The sequence below is a fragment of the Meiothermus granaticius NBRC 107808 genome, assembly GCF_003574355.1.
Classification (GTDB): Bacteria; Deinococcota; Deinococci; order Deinococcales; family Thermaceae; genus Meiothermus; species Meiothermus granaticius.
Genome location: NZ_QWLB01000005.1, coordinates 17,974 through 34,491 on the forward strand (window position 1 = coordinate 17,974; position 16,518 = coordinate 34,491).

Annotated in this window: 23 protein-coding genes; 13 read left to right on the forward strand and 10 right to left on the reverse strand. The window is 62.5% G+C overall.

Annotation, left to right across the window (positions count from 1 at the left end; translation table 11 throughout):
- Positions 1-70 precede the first annotated feature (70 nt).
- On the forward strand, positions 71-1,327 hold the full coding sequence (locus Mgrana_RS02630) for a type II restriction endonuclease (protein WP_119356056.1): 1,257 nt from the start codon (positions 71-73) through the stop codon (positions 1,325-1,327).
- Between the two features lie 306 nt (positions 1,328-1,633).
- Here the strand turns inward: Mgrana_RS02630 and Mgrana_RS17025 are convergent, their stop codons facing one another.
- The 4 genes from Mgrana_RS17025 to Mgrana_RS17315 form a co-directional block, all read right to left on the reverse strand.
- Positions 1,634-2,500, reverse strand: coding sequence for an FAD-dependent oxidoreductase (locus Mgrana_RS17025; protein WP_308629401.1), 867 nt, complete (start codon positions 2,498-2,500; stop codon positions 1,634-1,636).
- Complete coding sequence (locus Mgrana_RS17030; RefSeq protein ID WP_240631221.1) at positions 2,383-2,697, reverse strand: hypothetical protein; 315 nt, start codon at positions 2,695-2,697, stop codon at positions 2,383-2,385. The genes Mgrana_RS17025 and Mgrana_RS17030 overlap by 118 nt, the downstream gene beginning before the upstream one ends.
- Before the next feature lie 367 nt (positions 2,698-3,064).
- Positions 3,065-3,295: a heavy-metal-associated domain-containing protein gene (locus tag Mgrana_RS17310; RefSeq protein ID WP_119356057.1), complete on the reverse strand. Its 231-nt coding sequence runs from the start codon at positions 3,293-3,295 to the stop codon at positions 3,065-3,067.
- Positions 3,296-3,337: 42 nt separating this feature from the next.
- Positions 3,338-3,802, reverse strand: coding sequence for a MerR family DNA-binding protein (locus Mgrana_RS17315; RefSeq protein ID WP_371862054.1), 465 nt, complete (start codon positions 3,800-3,802; stop codon positions 3,338-3,340).
- Positions 3,803-3,824: 22 nt separating this feature from the next.
- Between Mgrana_RS17315 and Mgrana_RS17320 the strand changes: the two genes are divergently transcribed.
- Both Mgrana_RS17320 and Mgrana_RS02655 read left to right on the forward strand, forming a co-directional pair.
- Positions 3,825-4,214 carry a transposase gene (locus Mgrana_RS17320; RefSeq protein WP_371862055.1) on the forward strand — a complete coding sequence of 130 codons (390 nt, stop codon included), beginning with the start codon at positions 3,825-3,827 and terminating at the stop codon, positions 4,212-4,214.
- Between the two features lie 236 nt (positions 4,215-4,450).
- Positions 4,451-4,828 carry an ArsR/SmtB family transcription factor gene (locus Mgrana_RS02655; protein WP_119356059.1) on the forward strand — a complete coding sequence of 126 codons (378 nt, stop codon included), beginning with the start codon at positions 4,451-4,453 and terminating at the stop codon, positions 4,826-4,828.
- A gap of 4 nt (positions 4,829-4,832) precedes the next feature.
- Here the strand turns inward: Mgrana_RS02655 and Mgrana_RS02660 are convergent, their stop codons facing one another.
- Both Mgrana_RS02660 and Mgrana_RS02665 read right to left on the reverse strand, forming a co-directional pair.
- Positions 4,833-6,425 carry an ABC transporter permease subunit gene (locus tag Mgrana_RS02660; protein ID WP_240631222.1) on the reverse strand — a complete coding sequence of 531 codons (1,593 nt, stop codon included), beginning with the start codon at positions 6,423-6,425 and terminating at the stop codon, positions 4,833-4,835.
- A 297-nt stretch (positions 6,426-6,722) separates the two neighbouring features.
- Entirely contained in the window at positions 6,723-8,078 is a 1,356-nt protein-coding gene (locus Mgrana_RS02665) for an HAD-IC family P-type ATPase (RefSeq protein ID WP_170146379.1), read from the reverse strand.
- Here Mgrana_RS02665 and Mgrana_RS02670 point away from each other — a divergent pair.
- From Mgrana_RS02670 to Mgrana_RS02680, 3 genes are read left to right on the forward strand one after another with little or no spacing between them, the layout of a single operon-like run.
- Positions 8,059-8,628 carry a ZIP family metal transporter gene (locus tag Mgrana_RS02670; RefSeq protein ID WP_147021100.1) on the forward strand — a complete coding sequence of 190 codons (570 nt, stop codon included), beginning with the start codon at positions 8,059-8,061 and terminating at the stop codon, positions 8,626-8,628. The genes Mgrana_RS02665 and Mgrana_RS02670 overlap by 20 nt on opposite strands.
- 21 nt (positions 8,629-8,649) lie before the next feature.
- Positions 8,650-9,549, forward strand: coding sequence for a cation diffusion facilitator family transporter (locus tag Mgrana_RS02675; protein ID WP_119356063.1), 900 nt, complete (start codon positions 8,650-8,652; stop codon positions 9,547-9,549).
- A gap of 9 nt (positions 9,550-9,558) precedes the next feature.
- On the forward strand, positions 9,559-10,455 hold the full coding sequence (locus Mgrana_RS02680; protein WP_119356064.1) for a DUF1385 domain-containing protein: 897 nt from the start codon (positions 9,559-9,561) through the stop codon (positions 10,453-10,455).
- A gap of 116 nt (positions 10,456-10,571) precedes the next feature.
- Here the strand turns inward: Mgrana_RS02680 and Mgrana_RS02685 are convergent, their stop codons facing one another.
- Positions 10,572-10,796 carry a hypothetical protein gene (locus Mgrana_RS02685; protein WP_119356065.1) on the reverse strand — a complete coding sequence of 75 codons (225 nt, stop codon included), beginning with the start codon at positions 10,794-10,796 and terminating at the stop codon, positions 10,572-10,574.
- A complete protein-coding gene (locus tag Mgrana_RS02690) occupies positions 10,793-11,287 on the reverse strand; it encodes a hypothetical protein (RefSeq protein WP_119356066.1) in 495 nt (164 codons plus the stop codon). Before Mgrana_RS02690 ends, Mgrana_RS02685 begins: the two co-directional genes overlap by 4 nt.
- 134 nt (positions 11,288-11,421) lie before the next feature.
- Here Mgrana_RS02690 and Mgrana_RS02695 point away from each other — a divergent pair, with 134 nt between their 5' ends.
- The 5 genes from Mgrana_RS02695 to Mgrana_RS02715 are packed head-to-tail and all read left to right on the forward strand — an operon-like array spanning position 11,422 to position 13,798.
- Entirely contained in the window at positions 11,422-11,757 is a 336-nt protein-coding gene (locus Mgrana_RS02695) for a hypothetical protein (protein WP_126218936.1), read from the forward strand.
- Between the two features lie 39 nt (positions 11,758-11,796).
- Positions 11,797-12,195: a hypothetical protein gene (locus Mgrana_RS02700; RefSeq protein ID WP_119356068.1), complete on the forward strand. Its 399-nt coding sequence runs from the start codon at positions 11,797-11,799 to the stop codon at positions 12,193-12,195.
- A gap of 43 nt (positions 12,196-12,238) precedes the next feature.
- A complete protein-coding gene (locus Mgrana_RS02705) occupies positions 12,239-12,670 on the forward strand; it encodes a copper resistance CopC family protein (RefSeq protein ID WP_119356069.1) in 432 nt (143 codons plus the stop codon).
- Between the two features lie 14 nt (positions 12,671-12,684).
- Positions 12,685-13,119, forward strand: a complete 435-nt coding sequence (locus tag Mgrana_RS02710) for a copper chaperone PCu(A)C (RefSeq protein ID WP_119356070.1) — start codon at positions 12,685-12,687, stop codon at positions 13,117-13,119.
- Positions 13,120-13,129: 10 nt separating this feature from the next.
- The gene (locus Mgrana_RS02715) at positions 13,130-13,798 is read left to right on the forward strand and encodes an SCO family protein (RefSeq protein ID WP_240631223.1); all 669 of its coding nucleotides are present in this window, start codon (positions 13,130-13,132) and stop codon (positions 13,796-13,798) included.
- A 31-nt stretch (positions 13,799-13,829) separates the two neighbouring features.
- Here the strand turns inward: Mgrana_RS02715 and Mgrana_RS02720 are convergent, their stop codons facing one another.
- Positions 13,830-14,249 (reverse strand): transposase, encoded by a 420-nt coding sequence (locus Mgrana_RS02720; protein WP_170146380.1) that lies wholly within the window; start codon positions 14,247-14,249, stop codon positions 13,830-13,832.
- Positions 14,250-14,251: 2 nt separating this feature from the next.
- On the reverse strand, positions 14,252-14,629 hold the full coding sequence (locus Mgrana_RS02725; RefSeq protein ID WP_119356072.1) for a transposase: 378 nt from the start codon (positions 14,627-14,629) through the stop codon (positions 14,252-14,254).
- A gap of 226 nt (positions 14,630-14,855) precedes the next feature.
- Between Mgrana_RS02725 and Mgrana_RS02730 the strand changes: the two genes are divergently transcribed.
- Positions 14,856-15,224: an ArsR/SmtB family transcription factor gene (locus Mgrana_RS02730; protein ID WP_119356073.1), complete on the forward strand. Its 369-nt coding sequence runs from the start codon at positions 14,856-14,858 to the stop codon at positions 15,222-15,224.
- Positions 15,224-16,444: an MFS transporter gene (locus tag Mgrana_RS02735; RefSeq protein ID WP_119356074.1), complete on the forward strand. Its 1,221-nt coding sequence runs from the start codon at positions 15,224-15,226 to the stop codon at positions 16,442-16,444. Before Mgrana_RS02730 ends, Mgrana_RS02735 begins: the two co-directional genes overlap by 1 nt.
- The last annotated feature ends 74 nt before the right edge of the window (positions 16,445-16,518 follow it).

Below are 16,518 nucleotides of genomic sequence, written 5' to 3' on the forward strand. Positions count from 1 at the left end.
TTAAGCCCTAACCAGCAAAGGCATCTAAACCGGGCTTTCAGGTCTCCCGAGGCTAAACTGGAGCATGGCTATGTCTGAGCGTGTCCGCGAGTTGATTCAGCGTTGGAAGGAAGACCCCGGCAGCACCTATAGCACTTGGTTTTTGTGGGAGGAGCGGCTCAAAAACTTCCGCTCCATCCGCCGGGGGTTGCAGCAGGTGGTACAGGAAATCGAGGCCAATACCTTCGGCAACCAGTACCGGGGCTCGAGCCTGGAAACGGTGGTGCATTCGATCGCCGAGCAGCGCCAGATCTTCAAGGGAGCCGACCACGCCTTCTTGTGGAAGCCCAAGCTGCGCATCCCCGACATCTACGAGAGCCCGGAGAATCAACGGGCCTTTGGACGCTTCCTGGACACCTGCGCCTGTTGCCATACCGAAGCCGAGCTGATCGAGGCCATAAGGGTGCTCGATGCCCGGCAGATCAAAGGGCTCGGCCCCGCTGCCGCCAACCTGATGTACTTCCTCCACCCCACCCACATGCCCCCCTTCAACACCGCCATCGTGGCAGGCTACAACGCCCTTATGGGCAGCAGGGTCAAGCTGGGGCGCTGGGACGAGTACCTGGCGATGCGCTCGGGGCTGCTGCGCCTCAATCAGGAATACCGTTCTCTGCTATCCAACGACCTGGGGGCGGTGGCCGGTCTGCTGTTTGACCTCGGCAGTGGCCGCTATACCGCTCCTCCCAGGGAAACAGACCCCACCGCCGTGCAAGCTTGGGAGGCCGACCTCCTCAAGGTGCGCCAGGAGGCGGCCAGTGCCAGCAAAGCCCACGAGGGGGATCGTACCCATACCGAGGTGCAGGGCTGGCTGCGCGATTTGGGTCATGCCCTGGGTTTCGCGGTGTGGGTCGCTGCCAATGACCGGAGCCGGGAGTACGCGGGGGGTAAGCTGGGGGACGGCTGCTTGAGTACCTTACCGCTTTCTATTGCCGCCAGCCCAGGAGCCGACGCGGTGCGGCTGATCGATGTGCTTTGGCTGACGGAGAGCGGAGGAGTGGTGGCGGCCTTTGAGGTCGAGCACAGCACCTCGATCTACTCGGGCATTGTACGGATGCTGGATCTGGCCCTGGGTGTGCCGGGTCAGGCGGTGCAGGGGCTGTTCCTGGTGGCCCCCGATAACCGCGAGGAGGAAGTGCGGGGGCAACTCTCGCGCCCGGCCTTCCGAAGTGTAGCTGAACTCCATGTGCGCTATCTGCCTTACGGCGAACTCGAGCGCCACCGCCAGGCCATGATGCGCTTTGGCGCGGGGCTTAAGGCGGTGGAGGCCATTGCCCGCGTCCTGACCTAGCGGCCCCAGATAGGGAGCGACCTAAATGGTAGTAACTGGCGGAGCGCTCCAGGTCGTGCGGCTGTGGCAACCCCACCAGTTCCACCGGACCCTCCACAACCAGGCTGGGTACGGCCTGGCCTGCACCCCATACTGCTCGACCAGGGCACAGCAGCTTCCATCCCGGCACTCCCCAGCGAGGTGGATAACCCAATCCACCTGGGGAAATGCTGCTTGAGTATCACCTCAGTCCGTTGACATAGCTTACAGTCAGCACTAAAGAGTTCCACCTTCATGGCTCCTCCTTCATCCCGGTTCCTCACTTTCTCACGCACAGCAGGAAAGCATCCCCACCTCGGTGTCCAGCGCCTGAGCCACCAGCCGGACTCCCTCAGCTAGGGTCAAGTAGGGGTGGAAGGTTTCGATCAGGTCATGATAGTTCAAACCAAACTTGACCGCCAGCACGGCCTCTTGCAAAGCATCCCCGGCCTCGGAGGCTAGGATCGACAGCCCCAGCACGGTGCCCTCCGCGTCCACCACCAGCTTGAACATTCCCCGTTGGTCGTGCTGCACCAAAGCCTTGGGGAGTTGTCCCAGGGGCAGCCGGGAGACCCGAATACCTGAACCGTATTGCTTACGGGCCTCCTCGCTGAGCCCTACTGTCGCCACGGCGGGGTCGGTGAAGGTCACCCGGGGCATAGCCTTGAGATCGAGTTTTTCCTGCCTCCCAAGGGCATTGCGAGCAGCGATCCGACCCGATTGGGCGGCCACGTAGACGTACTGGGGCAAGCCCGCCCCATCCCCGGCGGCGTAGATACGGGGGTTGCGGGTCTGGAGGTATTCATTGACCCCTATCTCCCCCTTGGCCCCTAGCCCCGCACCGGCGGCCTCCAGCAGCTGTTCGGCGCAGTACACCCCGCTATCGGTGTGCGCCTGAAACCCGCCATTGCGTACCACCTTTTGCACCTTACGGCCGATATGGAACTGCACCCTCTCCGCCTCTAAATAGCCCCGCAGCAGGGTGGACAGCTCGGGGTCTTCGGCGGGAAGCAGGTAGGGCGTGGCCTCCAGCACCCTCACCTTTGTGCCCAGTCGGGCATAGGCTTGGGCGATCTCCAGGCCGAAGGCTCCCCCGCCGATGACCAGCAGGGTCTGGGCTGAGTATCCGGGGAAAGCGCTTCGAAATAGGTCCAGGGTCGGCTCTCGATCAGACCGGGAATGGGGGGCAAGGTTGGAGTGGCACCGGTGACCAGCACATACCGCTCAGCCCGGTGGGGTTGACCCTCCACCTCCAGGGTTTCCCCGTCCACAAAGCGAACCTGCCCATGAACCACCGGGACACCCGCGGCTTCCAGCACCTCAGCGTATTTCTCCTGACGCAGGTGGCTCACCAGCGTGTCTTTTTGCTGGATAACCTTGGCTAGGTTGACACCGCTGGCCTGGGTCTGGAGGCCCTGAAAGGATGGTGTCCGGCCTTATGGAAGGCTTCAGCGGTGCGTAGCAAAGCCTTGGAAGGCACGCACCCCACATTGACACAGGTTCCCCCAGGGTTGCGCCCTCGATGACCGTAGCTTTGGCCCCCTGGCAGCAGCTTCCAGTGCCGCAGCCACCCCCGCCGCGCCGCTACCCACAATTAGCAGGTCGTGGCTCATTGCCCCCCTCCGGGTATGGGTTGGGCAGGATAGCCCACGGCTTGCAGTTCGCCTAGCAGGGCTTCTAAGTTGCGCCACAGTAAATTTGCAAAGCGGTCTAGGTAGGCTAGCCTAAGGAGGTTGCTGGTGGCGCAATTCCCTGAGTGCCCAGGCGGGTTTTGCAAATAGAGACACTTAGAGGAGCTTCGCTGACCACGGTGGCCTCCTTACGCAGGTAATCCACCCGTACCCGCTGTGTACCGGGTATGCGCCTGAGGGCGGCCTCTGCCATGCGGATACACCCGGCACAGTGCATCCCTGGAACCTTGAGTTTGTTCTGATGGCTGACGTTCTCCATGCCGCTACCCTAAACCCTGGAGCGGGCTCTAAGGTCAAGGGGTCAGGCTGGGGTGGAGTCCAGATACACGCAGTGGTCTTGTCCGTCGCAGGCGGGGTCAGGATGGGTTTCAGCCCAGGATAGGCGCTGGGGCAGTGCATCCCGGAGGGCAGTGAGTTCGGCGATGCGCTGATCGAGTAACGCTACTTTTTGCTGCAACAATCCGTGCACATTGTCACAAGGAGGTTGACCCTCCTGTATAACCTCCAGTAGCGAGCGGATGTCCTCGAGGGAAAGCCCTAAGGGAGAGTGCAAAGAATTTTGTGTGCGACCCCTGAAGGATAAATAGGGAAGGAGCCACAAGATGAGAAAAGCGAGTACAGGTGGGGTCGAGCTAGACTCCAGGGGGTTGGATGAGTTGTTGAAGGAGTCAAGAATCCAGAGGATTTCAATACCATGCTGCGCGGATTGAGTAAGCGGTTGATTGAACGGGCCTTGGAAACCGAGCTGACGGTGCATTTGGGGCATCAACCCGGCGGAGTGGCGGGAAATCCAGCAGCTAAGGAACAGCAAAAGCAGAAAGACCGTACAAGCTGAGTTCGGCGTGGTTGAGTTGGAGATGCCAAGGGATCGGCACAGTAGCTTTGAACCACCCTTGATGGCTAGGGGACAACTGTGCACCGAGGTGTTGGATAAGGCCATTCTGAGCCTATATGCCCGGGGAATGAGCACCCGGGATATCGAAACCCAGCTCAAGGAGTTGTATGACGTGGATGTCAGAGCGGTTCCCACGAATACCCGAGTGCTTGCACCAGCAATGGTTTGTATTGTACGGGGTAAATTACTCCGCACCAGTGCCCACGTTGCGCAGGTTAGCCACATTGCGGCTATGGCCCACGGCCACTCCCTTCAGGTTACCGGCATCGCCGGTATGCGCTAGGCGCACCCCCTGGGGTCGCAGGAGCGACTTGACTCCGCGTGTGGAGTTGTGGGAATCGCGATCAGTCCCACACTTGTTTCTAGTGTCACCGATGCGATTTTAGAGGAGGTCAACACCTGGCAGCCAGCGAGTTGGGAAAGTCGGGGGCGGGCCGCTTTGCCGCTGCCTCGAGCCGTCCCTGCTTGACCCACCATGTTCGCCCTCGAGTGCCTCACCTGTGCTAATTTGATATTGATATGCCCGTATCACCACCATTGGATACCGAGGTTTGCGAGACCAATATCCTTCACCCTGCGGCGGTTGCGATGGCCAGGGGCGCGATGCCCCCAGCAGAGCTGATTGGCGGCGCATCCGAACTCCTCAAGGCCGTGGCCGACCCCACGCGGATGCGCATCCTGGTGGCCCTTCAAGCGGCGGGTGAACTCTGCGTCTGTGACCTCTCGGCGGTGCTGGGCATGAGCAGCTCGGCGGTGTCCCACCAGTTGCGGGTACTGCGCGAGGCCAACCTGGTGGCCTCGCGCAAGGAGAGCCGCCAGGTCTTCTACCGCCTGGCCGCTGCCCACGTGGGCGCGATGCTGCGGGGTGCCCTCGAGCACGCGCTGGAGCAGCTCTAGCTGCTCAAAACTTGACCAAAAAGGCCGTCAAGTACATCACCCCGATCCCCGCCGTCAGCCCCGCGAGGTTGACCCAGTTAACCAGCGGCTGACCCAGGGCCGCACTGTCCTTGGCGACCAGCCTGCCCACTTCCCAGATGACCTGCAAAATCGCTCCTATGCCTACCGCTAGGAACACCGTCGCCAGCACTGGGTTGAAGGCAAAGCCGCCCAGCCAGACGCCCAGAATCGCGGGGCCGCCCGCCAGCAGCGCCAGCCAGCCGAAGTGCCTAAGGCCGGGGTTGTTTCGCACGACGGGGGCCACGATGCCCACCCCCTCGGTGATGTTGTGCAGGGTGAAGCCCAGCACCAAGAAGGTGCCTAAGGCGGCCTCGCCCAGCGCGAAGGCCGCCCCGATGGCCAGACCCTCACCCAGGTTGTGCAGCCCGATGCCCAGCGCGATGCGGTAGGAGAGCGCAAGCGGGTCGGGCTCCTTTCTCACACCCCTGGTCCCCAGCGCCCCAAAACGCCTGGCTAAATCCACGGAGAACCCGCTGTTGAGGTTGGGGTTGGGCCGCAAAACTTTCCCGCTGGCCAAACCCAAACCAGGGCCAAATAAAAAAGTCAGCAAGTAACCCAGCGAGGCTACCATCACCACGGCGATAAGGGTGTCGCCGACCCAATCCAACCAGCGCTGTTGCTTGGCCTGGCTGCTGGCCTCGCGCACCCGGCCCGGACGGCTGCCCAGCGCGGTCTTGAGCCATAGCCACTCCCACAGCGGCAGCGGCAGCCGAGCCACCCGACCAGCAAAACGGGCGCGTTGCAAGGCGCTGAGCACCCAGGACTGCGGAGTGTCCTGGCCCTCGGAAAGCTCGAGCTTGAACTTCTCACTCCAAGCCACCAGTGGTCTAAAGAACAATTGGTCATAGAGCAACACCAACAACAACACCGTGAGGCCCGCGTAGACCATGGCCCGTACATCAGCCTGCTGGATCGCCAGGGCCACATACGAGCCCACTCCAGGCAAAAACTGGCTCTTGTCGCGCCCGACCACGCTGATAACCTCCGAGGCCACCACAAAGAACCAGCCGCCCGCGACCGACATCATGGTGTTCCAGATCAGCCCTGGCACGGCGTGTGGCACGTCCAGCTTCCAGAAGCGCTGCCAAGGCGACAGCCGCAGCATTAGGGCGGCTTCCTGGAGTTCTTTGGGCTGGGTGGTAAGCGAGGCGTAAAAGCTAAAGGTCATATTCCAGACCTGGCTGGTAAAGATAGCAAAAACGGCGGTAGCTTCCAGACCCAGTAGGCTCCCGCGAAACAACCCCAAAAACGTCGCAGTGGTGGCGGTGAGAAAACCTAAAATAGGCAGCGATTGCAGAAAGTCGAGGATTGGGATCATCACCCGCTCGGCCCCGCGCACCCGTGCGGCTCCTGTGGCATAGATCAGGGTGAAGCTAAAGGAAAACAGCAGCGCTACCGCCATGCGCAAGAGGGTCCGCAGGCCGTAGTAGGGCAGGTTGGCAGGGTTGAGCGAGACACTCAGGTCGGGGGTACTGGGGCCATAGGGCTGACTGGCCCCTTTGAGGCCCACCTCGAGCAGCACAAACAGCGCAATCACCCCAGGAATCACCAGTAAATCCCAACGTGAAAACGGCCGGCGTGGACCTACCGACTCTTGGCTAGGGAAGACCCGGTTCAGCGGAATCCTCCAGGGCAGAATAGGATTTGGGAGAGGGAAAAAAACACGACAGCCTCCTTGGTTAGAGCCTTATTCTGGAAATCGAAATCCTGTTTGGGTTTTGTGACTTCAGATAATCCCACCATCTCAAATACTCGTGATGCTCAGGGGCCTAGATGAAGCTGAAGTGAAGATATAGAGGCCTTATAATTACTAGAGCATGACCGTGGAGTAGCCCTAGCGCAGGTTCAGCCGACGGAACAACCACACCTTAACCCCATCCAGCAAGAACATATAGGCAAGCACTGCTACCAATAAGCCCAGAATCATATTTAGTGGGATAGGGGTCATTAACCAGCCAAGCCCGGCCAACGCCACTACCAGCCCAAGGTCGAAGAGGCTTCCAACCAACAGCCAGGAACTTGGCCTTGAGCGCCAAAAAAAGCTGCGCTCCCGCACTATATAGACCGTGGCTTGGGAGTCGAATACCAGCAACAGAAACACCAGGGTCTGAAGCTGGGGCAAGTTCAGGTGTAAAACCTCACGCCCCACCCAAAAGGCACTGAACGAGAATACCAGCCAACCGACAGCCAAAACCAGAGCAGCACCCATCAGTTTGCGGATATCCCAGCGATCGGGCTCCTTGGAAAAACCCACCCGATCCGAGGCCAGTGACATAGTCACCAGGTCGTTGGTAAAAAACAACAACAGCACCAGTTTGGGAGTGGTGACGAAGACCCCGAAGACCAGTAGACCCAGTCCCAGAAACAGGCCGATCTCGAGCGTCTTGACGATTTTGTTAAGAGTGTAACTGAGCATCCGCTGGTAGATGCGCCGCCCCTCTTCTACCGCCGCCACAATGCCCGAAAGGCCGGGTGTGGTGAGCACCAAGCTGGCTGCCGCCTTGGCCACATCGGTGGCGCTTTCCACCGCGATACCCACCTGGGCCTGCTTGAGTGCGGGGGCATCGTTGACCCCGTCGCCGGTCATGCCTACCACATGGCCCGCGCCTTGCAGGGTCTGCACCAGACGGAACTTGTCCTCAGGGTAGAGCCCCGCGAAGGCATCCCGTTGCATAAGCGCTTCGGCGGATTCCAGCGCCTCCCTCGAGCCCACCCGTTCACCCAGTCCCAGTTGACGGGCCACCGCTTGGGCGGTGGGGGCGCTGTCCCCAGTGACCATCAGGATGCGTACCCCCAACTGCTGCAAGCGCTCGATAAGGCTTGGGGAGTCTGGGCGGGGTGGGTCGGCCAGCCCAAGCAAACCCACCAACTTCAACTCGTCCCCGAAACCCTTGGCCACCGCCAGCACCCGCATCCCTTGGCCCGCGAGCTGCTCGGCATCCTCAACTGCGCGGGTGTTTCCAGTCAATTCGGCCAGCACCGGCACTGCGCCCTTCAGCACTCGGGCCACTTGATCCCCTTGAACAAAGCGGGCCTCGGAGCGCTTGCTGGCGGGGTCGAAGGGGATAAACTCGAGGCGTTGGCCCGCTTGCAGCCCCCGATTACGCAGCCCCTCCAACACCGCTAGATCGAGCGGGTCTTGGGTGGCCTCGTCGGCGGTGGCGGGCGAGGTGCTGCCCGAGATAGACAAACTCCACGACTCGCTGGGCATCGTGTTGGGGTTCGGGCTGGGGGTGGTCCTGCTGCTGGGCCTCGAGGGTTTTTTGAGGGGTTACGAGGCGGCGGAGTCCACCCCGGCCCGTGGCTTCCCCACCGCACTGGTGACCATCGTGACGGTGGACGTGTTTGTTGACGGGCTGCTGATGGGTAGCAGCTTCGGAGCGGGGGAGCGGGTGGGGCTGCTGGTCACAGCGGCTCTCACCGTGGAGCTGTTGTTCTTGGGCCTCAGCATGGCGGCGGCGATGGTGGGGGGAGGCGCGGCCCCCCGAACGGTGGTCGCGGCTACTGGGCTGATCGCCGCCGCGCTGGCCCTGGGGGGGCTGATCGGCGGGGCCTTCCTGGCCGGTCTGACTGGTTTCTGGCTCGAGTTGGTCTTGTCGTTCGGGGCCGCCGCGCTGCTGTACCTGGTAGTGGAGGAACTGCTCACCGAGGCCCACCGCGTCGCCGAGACCCCGCTGCTCACCGCCTCCTTCTTCGTGGGTTTTCTGGCCTTCTACCTGTTCGAGTTGTTCGCGGCTTGAATGCCCTAACCTAAAGACCTTATGAGCGCTTCCCACGACCATTCTGACCGCCGAACCCTACCCGAGTCGCGGCTGATCTGGGCGCTGATCCTCACGGGTGGCTACCTGGTGGCCCAGGTGGTGGGGGGCATCGTGTTTGGCAGTTTGGCCCTGCTCTCCGACGCGGCCCACATGTTCACCGACGTGATGGGGCTGGTGATCGCGCTGGCGGCGATCCGACTGGGCAAGCGCCGGGCCAGCCCGCGCCGCACCTTCGGCTACCGCCGCTTCGAGATCCTGGCCGCCGCGCTCAACGCCGCGATTCTGTTCATCGTGGCTTTTTACATCCTGTTTGAAGCCTACAAACGACTCAACCAACCCGCCGAGGTGCAAAGCCTGCCGATGCTGCTGGTGGCGCTGGGCGGTCTGGTGGTCAACCTGATCGCGGCCCGCCTGCTGATGGGCGGGAGCAGGGAGAGCCTGAACGTGCGGGGGGCCTACCTCGAGGTGCTCTCCGACCTGTTGGGTTCGGTGGCGGTGATCGCGGGGGCGCTGCTGATCTTCTTCACCGGCTGGGACTGGGTTGACCCGGTGCTGGCGGCCCTGATCGGGCTGTGGGTGCTGCCGCGCACCTGGGTGCTACTCTCGCAGAGCGTGAACATTTTGCTCGAGGGCACCCCCGAGGGCATAGACCTGCTCAAGCTGCAAGGCGAACTGGCGGCTCTGCCCGGTGTGAGCGCCGTCCACGACCTGCACGTGTGGGCCGTGACCAGCGGGGAGAACAGCCTCTCGGTTCACCTGGTCATGGAGCAGCCCGACCCCGGCCTGATCCCCCAGGTGCGGGCCGTCGCCGAGGGCTACGAGATCGAGCACGTGACGGTGCAGCTCGAGACCCCCGCCATGCGCGAGGCCGAGGTCCACGGGCACGACACATGGAGGTAAGACCCTATTATGATTACGACCCGCACTTCGTCCTTGTTCCGCGCTTTTCTGCTCAACGCCCCCGCCGCCTTGGGAGGCAGCGCCGCGCTCGAGGGGGTGATGATGAAAGCCCCCGAGCGCTGGGCCTTAGCGGTGCGACTGCCGGACGGGGCCATCCACCTCGAGGTTCACGACGACCCCGCCCTCTCCAAGCGCTTCGCCTGGGCGCGGTGGCCACTGGTGCGGGGGGTGGTGGCCCTCTACGACGCGCTACGGGTCTCGAGCCGCGCCCTCTCGCGCAGCGCCGAGCTGGCCGGGGAGGAGCAGCCCACCTCCAAGACCGCCCTCTACGCCACCACCGCCCTCTCGCTGCTGCTGGGGCTGTTCATTGTGCTGCCGGGTTTTCTGGCCGGGCTGCTGGTCAGCGCCGCCGCCCAGCCGCTGCTCTACAACCTGCTGGCCGGGCTGATCAAGGCCGCCATCCTGGTGGGCTACTTACTGTCTATCGGGCGCGTCCCCGAGATCGGGCGCTTTTTCATGTACCACGGGGCCGAGCACAAGGCCATCGCGGCCTACGAGCGGGGGCTCCCACTGACGGTGGAGAACGTGCAACGCCAGTCGGCCTACCACCCCCGCTGCGGCACCACCTTCATCGCCTTCGTGATCCTGACCGGGGTGCTGGTCTACAGCCTGATGCCCGCGCCCGAGGTGCTGTGGTGGCGCTTGCTGGGGCGGGTGCTGCTGCTGCCGCTGGTGGCGGGGCTGGCCTTCGAGGTGCTGCGCTACAGCGCCGCCCACACCGACCCCCTCTCTAGCCTGCTCAAGGCCCTGGGCTTCCGCTTCCAGATGCTCACCGTGCGCCAGCCCACTGAGGATATAGTGGAGGTCGCCATCCAGAGCACCCAGACCGCAACTCGTCCCGCCTAGAATGCCTCACGGCGCTCCCCTGCTGCCCTGTCGCTGGAGCCGGTTCCACGCCCAGCCCAGCCTCACCCGCTCCGACTTGAACCAGCGGTGCGCCTGGTTGCCCCGCGCTCGCTGCATCAGCCAAAAGACCGCCTCGAGCAGCAGATATACCCCCCCGCCACCAGCAGCGCACTCTGCCACAGCGCCAAGGCCCTGGGATTGCCCGCCGCCGAGCCCGCCAGCAGGGTGGCCTTGAGGATCAGAAAGGGAATCTCGATGACGATTTGCAGGGCCAGCAGCTTGCCGCCCAGCCGCGCCTCGGGGCGCTGCCAAAGGGAATTGAGGCAGGCTAGGGGGTTCATGCGGCGGTCGGGGGGTTAGGAGGCAGGCCACGCCCCATCTGGCGCAGCAGCAGCCCGCCCGCCAGGCTCAGGCCCACCAGCAGCAGCGACAGCAGGTCGAGGTCGGCCCGCTCGAACACCAGACCCTGGGTGGCGGGGGCCGGAATCCCGGTGGTGCGGGTCAGCACAAACAGCACCGCAATGAGCGCCGCCAGCCCGAACCCCAGGCCGAACAACCCCCTCGCACTCTCGGGGGGCATCTCGAGCAGGCCCACCAGCAACAAGATAGCCCCGTAGGCCAGTTGCAAGCCCAGCAGAATCATGAACCCCATCGCGTACCAGAACAGCGGGCTCTGGAAGCCCAGCGGGTTGTTGCGCCCGAACAAATCGCCGCACAGCCCCGCACCCAAAAAGTCAGCCCCGAAGCCCAGCAGTTGCAGGAAAAAGGGGGCCATCAGCAGGGCCGCCGCCCAGCGCACGCGGGGGTCAGAGAAGGGCTTGAACTCATTCATGCTGGGTTTATAATAGCTGAGTTGTTGTTCAAGTATTAGTGAATCTGGTTCCGTTCTGGCCTCGTCTTTGTTCCCCGCTTATGCCCTTCCGCCTCGGCATGTCCGCTCCTCAACGCCAGCAGGATTGCCTGCTTATGGCTCTGCTGCTGCTCTTGGCGCTGCAACTGGGGTTCCGCAGCCTGGTGATGTCGCCTGGAAACGTTCAGGCGGTGGCTTCGCTCGAGCAACTCGCCGCCTTCAACCAGTCACAGCTCTGCCGCCTGGGCGACACAGGCACGCCCCACGCCGCCCACGACGAGCGGCAGGGCCACTGCCTGATCTGCTTTGTCCATCTGATTGCCGGAAGACCTGTGACCGTCGAGATGCGTGCACAACGTGTCGTCGCAGCTCCGCCGCTCGGCGAAGTATGGGCCGTCGTCGCGGCTGCGGTGCGGCTCGCTGACCCCCGCGCGCCGCCCGGCCTGACCTGACCGCCTCGGCCCTCGCAACCCTGAATCCGGGGGTATCCTATGAACCGTCTGCTCTTCATGCTCATATTGTTCGGCATCGCCCTGGCCCACCCCTTCAACGACGGGGGGCTGGTGCAGGGGGACGTGAAGTTCGAGCCCAACGACCAGCCCAAGGTCGGGGTCTCCACCGTGGCCTGGGTACAGTTCATCAGCATCGCCGGGCAACCGGTCAACCCCCAGGACTGCTTCTGCACCCTGCTCTTCTACCAGGGGCAGGTGAGCGCCACCACCAAGCCCGATACCAGCGTGCGGCTGGCCCTGAACCCCGCCACGGGGCGGATGGAGGGCAGGGTGGTGTTTCCCAAGAGCGGCCCCTACTTCCTGGTGCTGCTGGGCCGCCCGATGCCCGGAAAGACCGTTCCGCCCTTCATCATGAACGCCATCTTTTTCGTCAACTAGCCAGCCAAAACCTGTGACCATCAAGCGACAAGGAGCATCCCCAATGATTTCGCGGTACTCGCTCATGTTGGCGACTGCCTTAGTTAGCAGCGCCTTAGCCCATGCCGGACTCCAGAGCAGCACCCCCGCAGCCAACTCGGTGCTGCAAAGCGCCCCCACCCAAGTCGTGCTAAACATGGAAGAGTCGGTGGAGATGCGGCTCTCGACCTTCAAGGTCTACCCACTCGAGGCCACCCCCCAAGACCTCCAGAGCTTCCGGCGCTTGAACGCGCTGGCTGAGCCCCTGTTTGAGCGGGTACTGCGGCTAAAGAACGACCAGCCTCAACGCGCCGATAGCGGCCTCAAAACCACTTCCCGCACCGGCAAACAGGTGGTGGTGGGGCTGAAAGCGGGAGCCTATGTGGTGATGTGGCAGGTGCTCAGCACCGATAGTCACCGCACCTCCGACTACTACGTCTTCGTTGTCCGCCCGTGAACAAGGTGATCGCGATGAAACAGATGTTGACCCTACTGGGTGCACTGCTGCTTTGCGCCGCAGCGGCCCAGACCAACAACGTACGCCTGATCGAAGGCTGGGTACGCCTGCCCCCGCCCGTGCTCAAGAGCACCGTGGCCTATATGGTGCTTGAGAACCCCAGCGCCCGCCCGCTGCGCCTGACGGGCGGCTCCGCCGAGGTCGCGGGCACGGTGATGCCGATGAGTGACTACGTGGAGACCCACAACGGGGTGGAGGTCAAAGGGATGCGCGAGGTGCGCTTCCTGGAGATCCCTGCCGGGGGGCGGCTCGAGCTAAAACCCGGCGGCAAACACCTTATGCTGATCGGCTTGCAGCGGCCCCTGCGTGAGGGCGAAAGGATCATGCTCAACCTGCGCTTCGAGGGCGGCGGCACGGCTCGAGTGGTGCTGAGCGTGCAGAACAAATAGGAGCAGCTCCATGCAGACCTCCCCCAACTCTCCCAACCCCGACATTTCCCGCCTGGTCAAATGGCTACGCGTCCTGATGACGGTGACGCTGGCAATTGTCGTCGCCTCGGCGGCAGCCTTTCTCTACTTGAGCAGCCCCAACCAGCGCATCACTCCCTACGGAACCCGCCTGGTTAAAGAGCGGGCCGCTTTCGACTTCACCCTAGTAGACCAAAATAACCAGACCCGCCGCCTGAGCGAGTTCCGGGGCAAGGCGGTGTACCTGTTCTTTGGCTTTGTCAACTGCCCCGATGTGTGCCCCACCACCCTGACCGAACTCAAAAAGGTCTACCAAACTCTCACCCCCGCCGAGCAATCCAAGGTGCGGGTGCTGCTAATTACCACCGACCCCGAGCGCGACACCCCCGAGGTGCTGGGAAGGTACGTGGCCTTCTTCGACCCCAGTTTCTTGGGCCTGACGGGCACCCCCCAGCAGATCGCCGAGGCCGCCAAGGGCTACGGGGTCTTCTATATCAAGAGCAACATCAAGTCAGCCACCGAATACAACGTGGATCACACCGCCACCACCTTCCTTGTTGACCCCCAAGGCAGGCTGCGGCTGCTGTACGCCAACGGACGACCCGCGAATACCGAACGGATGCTCGAGGACTTGCGCTGGGTGTTGCGCTCGAGGGGCTAGCCCACTTTCAGCAACCAGTCCAAGAATAGGTTCACCAGTGCAGCAGCACCCGAATGCAGATGAGGAGTGCGGCGAAGACCAGCAATCCTCGATAGTTTTCGGCTTTGCGCTCATAGCGCATGACCAGGGCGCGGTAGTTGTCCATCCAGGCGTGTAAACGTTCCACCTGATAGCGCTGTGTGCTGGCGGGGTGCAGCTTGGGGCCGCGTCTGCGCCGATGCTGGTATTGGCGCTCGGGGACGGAAGCACGGATGCCTCTGGCCCTGAGTCTGCGGCGCAGAGGGGTGGAGTCAAAGGCTTTATCCATGGCTAACACTCGGATACGCTTTCGCGGCTTACGCCCAGGTTGAGGGATGCGAATGCAACTCAGAACGGCTTCGATCACCTGGCTCTCGTGGGTGCTCGCCGGGTATACCGCTAAAGAGATGGGAATGCCCTGCGCTTCGGTCACGGCTACCGCGGTACAGCCTTTGCCCTTGTGCCCCCAGTCTCTCGCATCGCCCCCCTTTTGACCTGGACCTGACTGCCCTCCAAGCTGCCCTGACTCAAGTCCAGCTTCCCTGCCGCCCACAGCCTCCCCAGGATCTGTTGCCACATCCCGTCCCACAGCCCTTGCCTGACCCAGCGGTCATGCCAGTAATGACACCTGCTCCCTGGGGCATAGCCTTCGACCTTGGGAATGTCCCGCCACCTACACCCCGTTTTCAGGCGGTACATGATCCCGCTCAGCACCTCACGGTCTTGGCTTCGCTTACGGCCTTTGGCGGGTTGGGGCGGCAGCAGTGGCGCGATCACCGCCCACTGCGCGTCGTTCAGCCGGGTGTCCTCCATCCCTTCAACTTAGCGCATTACTGCATTCTTGGACTACTTGACCAAAGCAAGATCATGCAGACTGGGCAGGTGCTGCGGAACGTACGCCAAGCGTTGTGCCAGTTGTGCCATAGCTAAAGGGGAGATATGGTTGGCCGTTGTAAAAACTTAGGCCTGACTCGAAAGATCCCAAGTATGATGCCACAAGTTACATTCATCTATTCGGATAAGCAAATATATTGTGGCAATGAAACACCATGCCTTATCCAACACCCCCCATCCAGACGATCTGAAATTAGTCGTTGAAGCCTTCAAAGCCCTCTCCGATGCCACCCGAGCCCGATTGGTATTGTTGCTAACCCAGCACGAGCATTCGGTGGGCGAACTGGTAGCGGTTTTGCAGCAACCCCAGAGCACGGTCTCCAGACACCTTGGCATCCTCCGTGGTGCGGATTTGGTGGCGACCCAGCGCAGAGGAACCTCGGTCTATTACCGGCTCAGCGATACCCATCTGGGTGAGTTGGTACGCCAAGCCTTCGCCCACGCTCAACACAAGCGGATGGGGCTGGCGGATCACCCCGATATCGACGGGGCGATGAATTTGGGGAGGCCTTAGTGCGAGCCCTGTCGGTATTCGGAAGCTTGCGCAACCCGGTTTTTGCCCAGCTTTATGCTGCTCAGACCATCAGCCTGTTGGGCGACGCCTTTACCTGGGTGGCCCTGGCGCTCTTGGCCTTCGAGCTGGCCGGGGAGAAGTCGGGCGTGGTGCTGGGGACGGCCCTCACCTTGCGGGTGACGGCGTTTGTGCTGTTTTCTTCCTTGGGTGGGGTGCTGGCCGACCGGGTCAACCGCAAGGCGCTGATGGTGGGAGCCGACCTCGCACGGGTAGTGATTATCGGACTCATTCCCCTGACCACCGAGGTCTGGCAGGTCTATGGCCTGATGTTTTTGCTCAATGCCTTTACGGCCGTGTTTACCCCCACCTTTCAGGCCACCGTGCCGCTGGTGGCGAAACAGGACTACCCCCAGGCAATTGCTCTTTCCAGCGCCACCAACGAATTGTTGGGGGTGCTGGGGCCGGGCCTCGCCGGGGGTCTGGCGGCCCTGCTGGGTGGACGCAGCCTGTTCTGGTTGGACGGGGCAACCTTTGCCCTCTCGGCCTTGCTGATCCTGGCCTTGAGGACCAACCTACAGGTGAAAACGGATCTGGCTTCCGAGGTCTTCCGGTGGTCGGACTTGCGCGAGGGGACTCGGCGGTTGTGGGTGGACCCTCGGTTGCGCTATGCCTTGCTGCTCGAACTGGTGGCGGCCATCTCGGGGGCCTGGGTTCTGGTGAACACGGTGGGCTATGTGAAAGGCAACCTGGGCCTGGGGGATGGGCAGTATGGCTGGGTGATGGCCGCGTTTGGGGTGGGGGCAACCCTGGCCGCCCTGGCCGCCGGAGCCCTGGACAAGCGCCTTGCCCGCACCACCTTTGTCTTGCTGGGAGCTACGCTGACCACGCTGGCGATTCTCCCCACCGCGATGGCCTCGCTGGTTCCCCTGATGCTCTTGTGGTTTTTGGCGGGAGTCGGACAGAACTGGGTCAATCTACCCACCAACACCCTAATTGCCGACCACACCCCTGAGGCGCTGCAAGGCCGGGTGTACGGGGCCCACTTTGCCTGGAGTCACCTGTGGTGGATGTTCAGTTACCCCCTGGCCGGATGGTTGGGGAATGCCTTGGGCAGCGGCTCATTCTTGCTGGGGGGGCTGCTTGGGTTGGGTCTGCTGGCCGTCGTGCAGGTATTGGCTTCTCCAAAAAGACAGGGGGATATCGCCGGTCAGGTTAAGTAGCCCCAGACGCTCGATGTAGGCCATTTATCCGGGATGAACGAGAGAGCCTCCTTGAGTCACAGGAGTCCGTACTG

Bases quoted from the DNA above. Each gene is read 5' to 3' on its own strand.
- Mgrana_RS02630 (WP_119356056.1), top strand. From the start codon at position 71: ATGTCTGAGCGTGTCCGCGAGTTGATTCAGCGTTGGAAGGAAGACCCC.
- Mgrana_RS17310 (WP_119356057.1), bottom strand. From the start codon at position 3,295: ATGGAGAACGTCAGCCATCAGAACAAACTCAAGGTTCCAGGGATGCAC.
- Mgrana_RS17315 (WP_371862054.1), bottom strand. From the start codon at position 3,802: ATGCCCCAAATGCACCGTCAGCTCGGTTTCCAAGGCCCGTTCAATCAA.
- Mgrana_RS02655 (WP_119356059.1), top strand. From the start codon at position 4,451: ATGCCCGTATCACCACCATTGGATACCGAGGTTTGCGAGACCAATATC.
- Mgrana_RS02675 (WP_119356063.1), top strand. From the start codon at position 8,650: ATGAGCGCTTCCCACGACCATTCTGACCGCCGAACCCTACCCGAGTCG.
- Mgrana_RS02680 (WP_119356064.1), top strand. From the start codon at position 9,559: ATGATTACGACCCGCACTTCGTCCTTGTTCCGCGCTTTTCTGCTCAAC.
- Mgrana_RS02685 (WP_119356065.1), bottom strand. From the start codon at position 10,796: ATGAACCCCCTAGCCTGCCTCAATTCCCTTTGGCAGCGCCCCGAGGCG.
- Mgrana_RS02690 (WP_119356066.1), bottom strand. From the start codon at position 11,287: ATGAATGAGTTCAAGCCCTTCTCTGACCCCCGCGTGCGCTGGGCGGCG.
- Mgrana_RS02695 (WP_126218936.1), top strand. From the start codon at position 11,422: ATGGCTCTGCTGCTGCTCTTGGCGCTGCAACTGGGGTTCCGCAGCCTG.
- Mgrana_RS02700 (WP_119356068.1), top strand. From the start codon at position 11,797: ATGAACCGTCTGCTCTTCATGCTCATATTGTTCGGCATCGCCCTGGCC.
- Mgrana_RS02705 (WP_119356069.1), top strand. From the start codon at position 12,239: ATGATTTCGCGGTACTCGCTCATGTTGGCGACTGCCTTAGTTAGCAGC.
- Mgrana_RS02710 (WP_119356070.1), top strand. From the start codon at position 12,685: ATGAAACAGATGTTGACCCTACTGGGTGCACTGCTGCTTTGCGCCGCA.
- Mgrana_RS02715 (WP_240631223.1), top strand. From the start codon at position 13,130: ATGCAGACCTCCCCCAACTCTCCCAACCCCGACATTTCCCGCCTGGTC.
- Mgrana_RS02725 (WP_119356072.1), bottom strand. From the start codon at position 14,629: ATGGAGGACACCCGGCTGAACGACGCGCAGTGGGCGGTGATCGCGCCA.
- Mgrana_RS02730 (WP_119356073.1), top strand. From the start codon at position 14,856: ATGAAACACCATGCCTTATCCAACACCCCCCATCCAGACGATCTGAAA.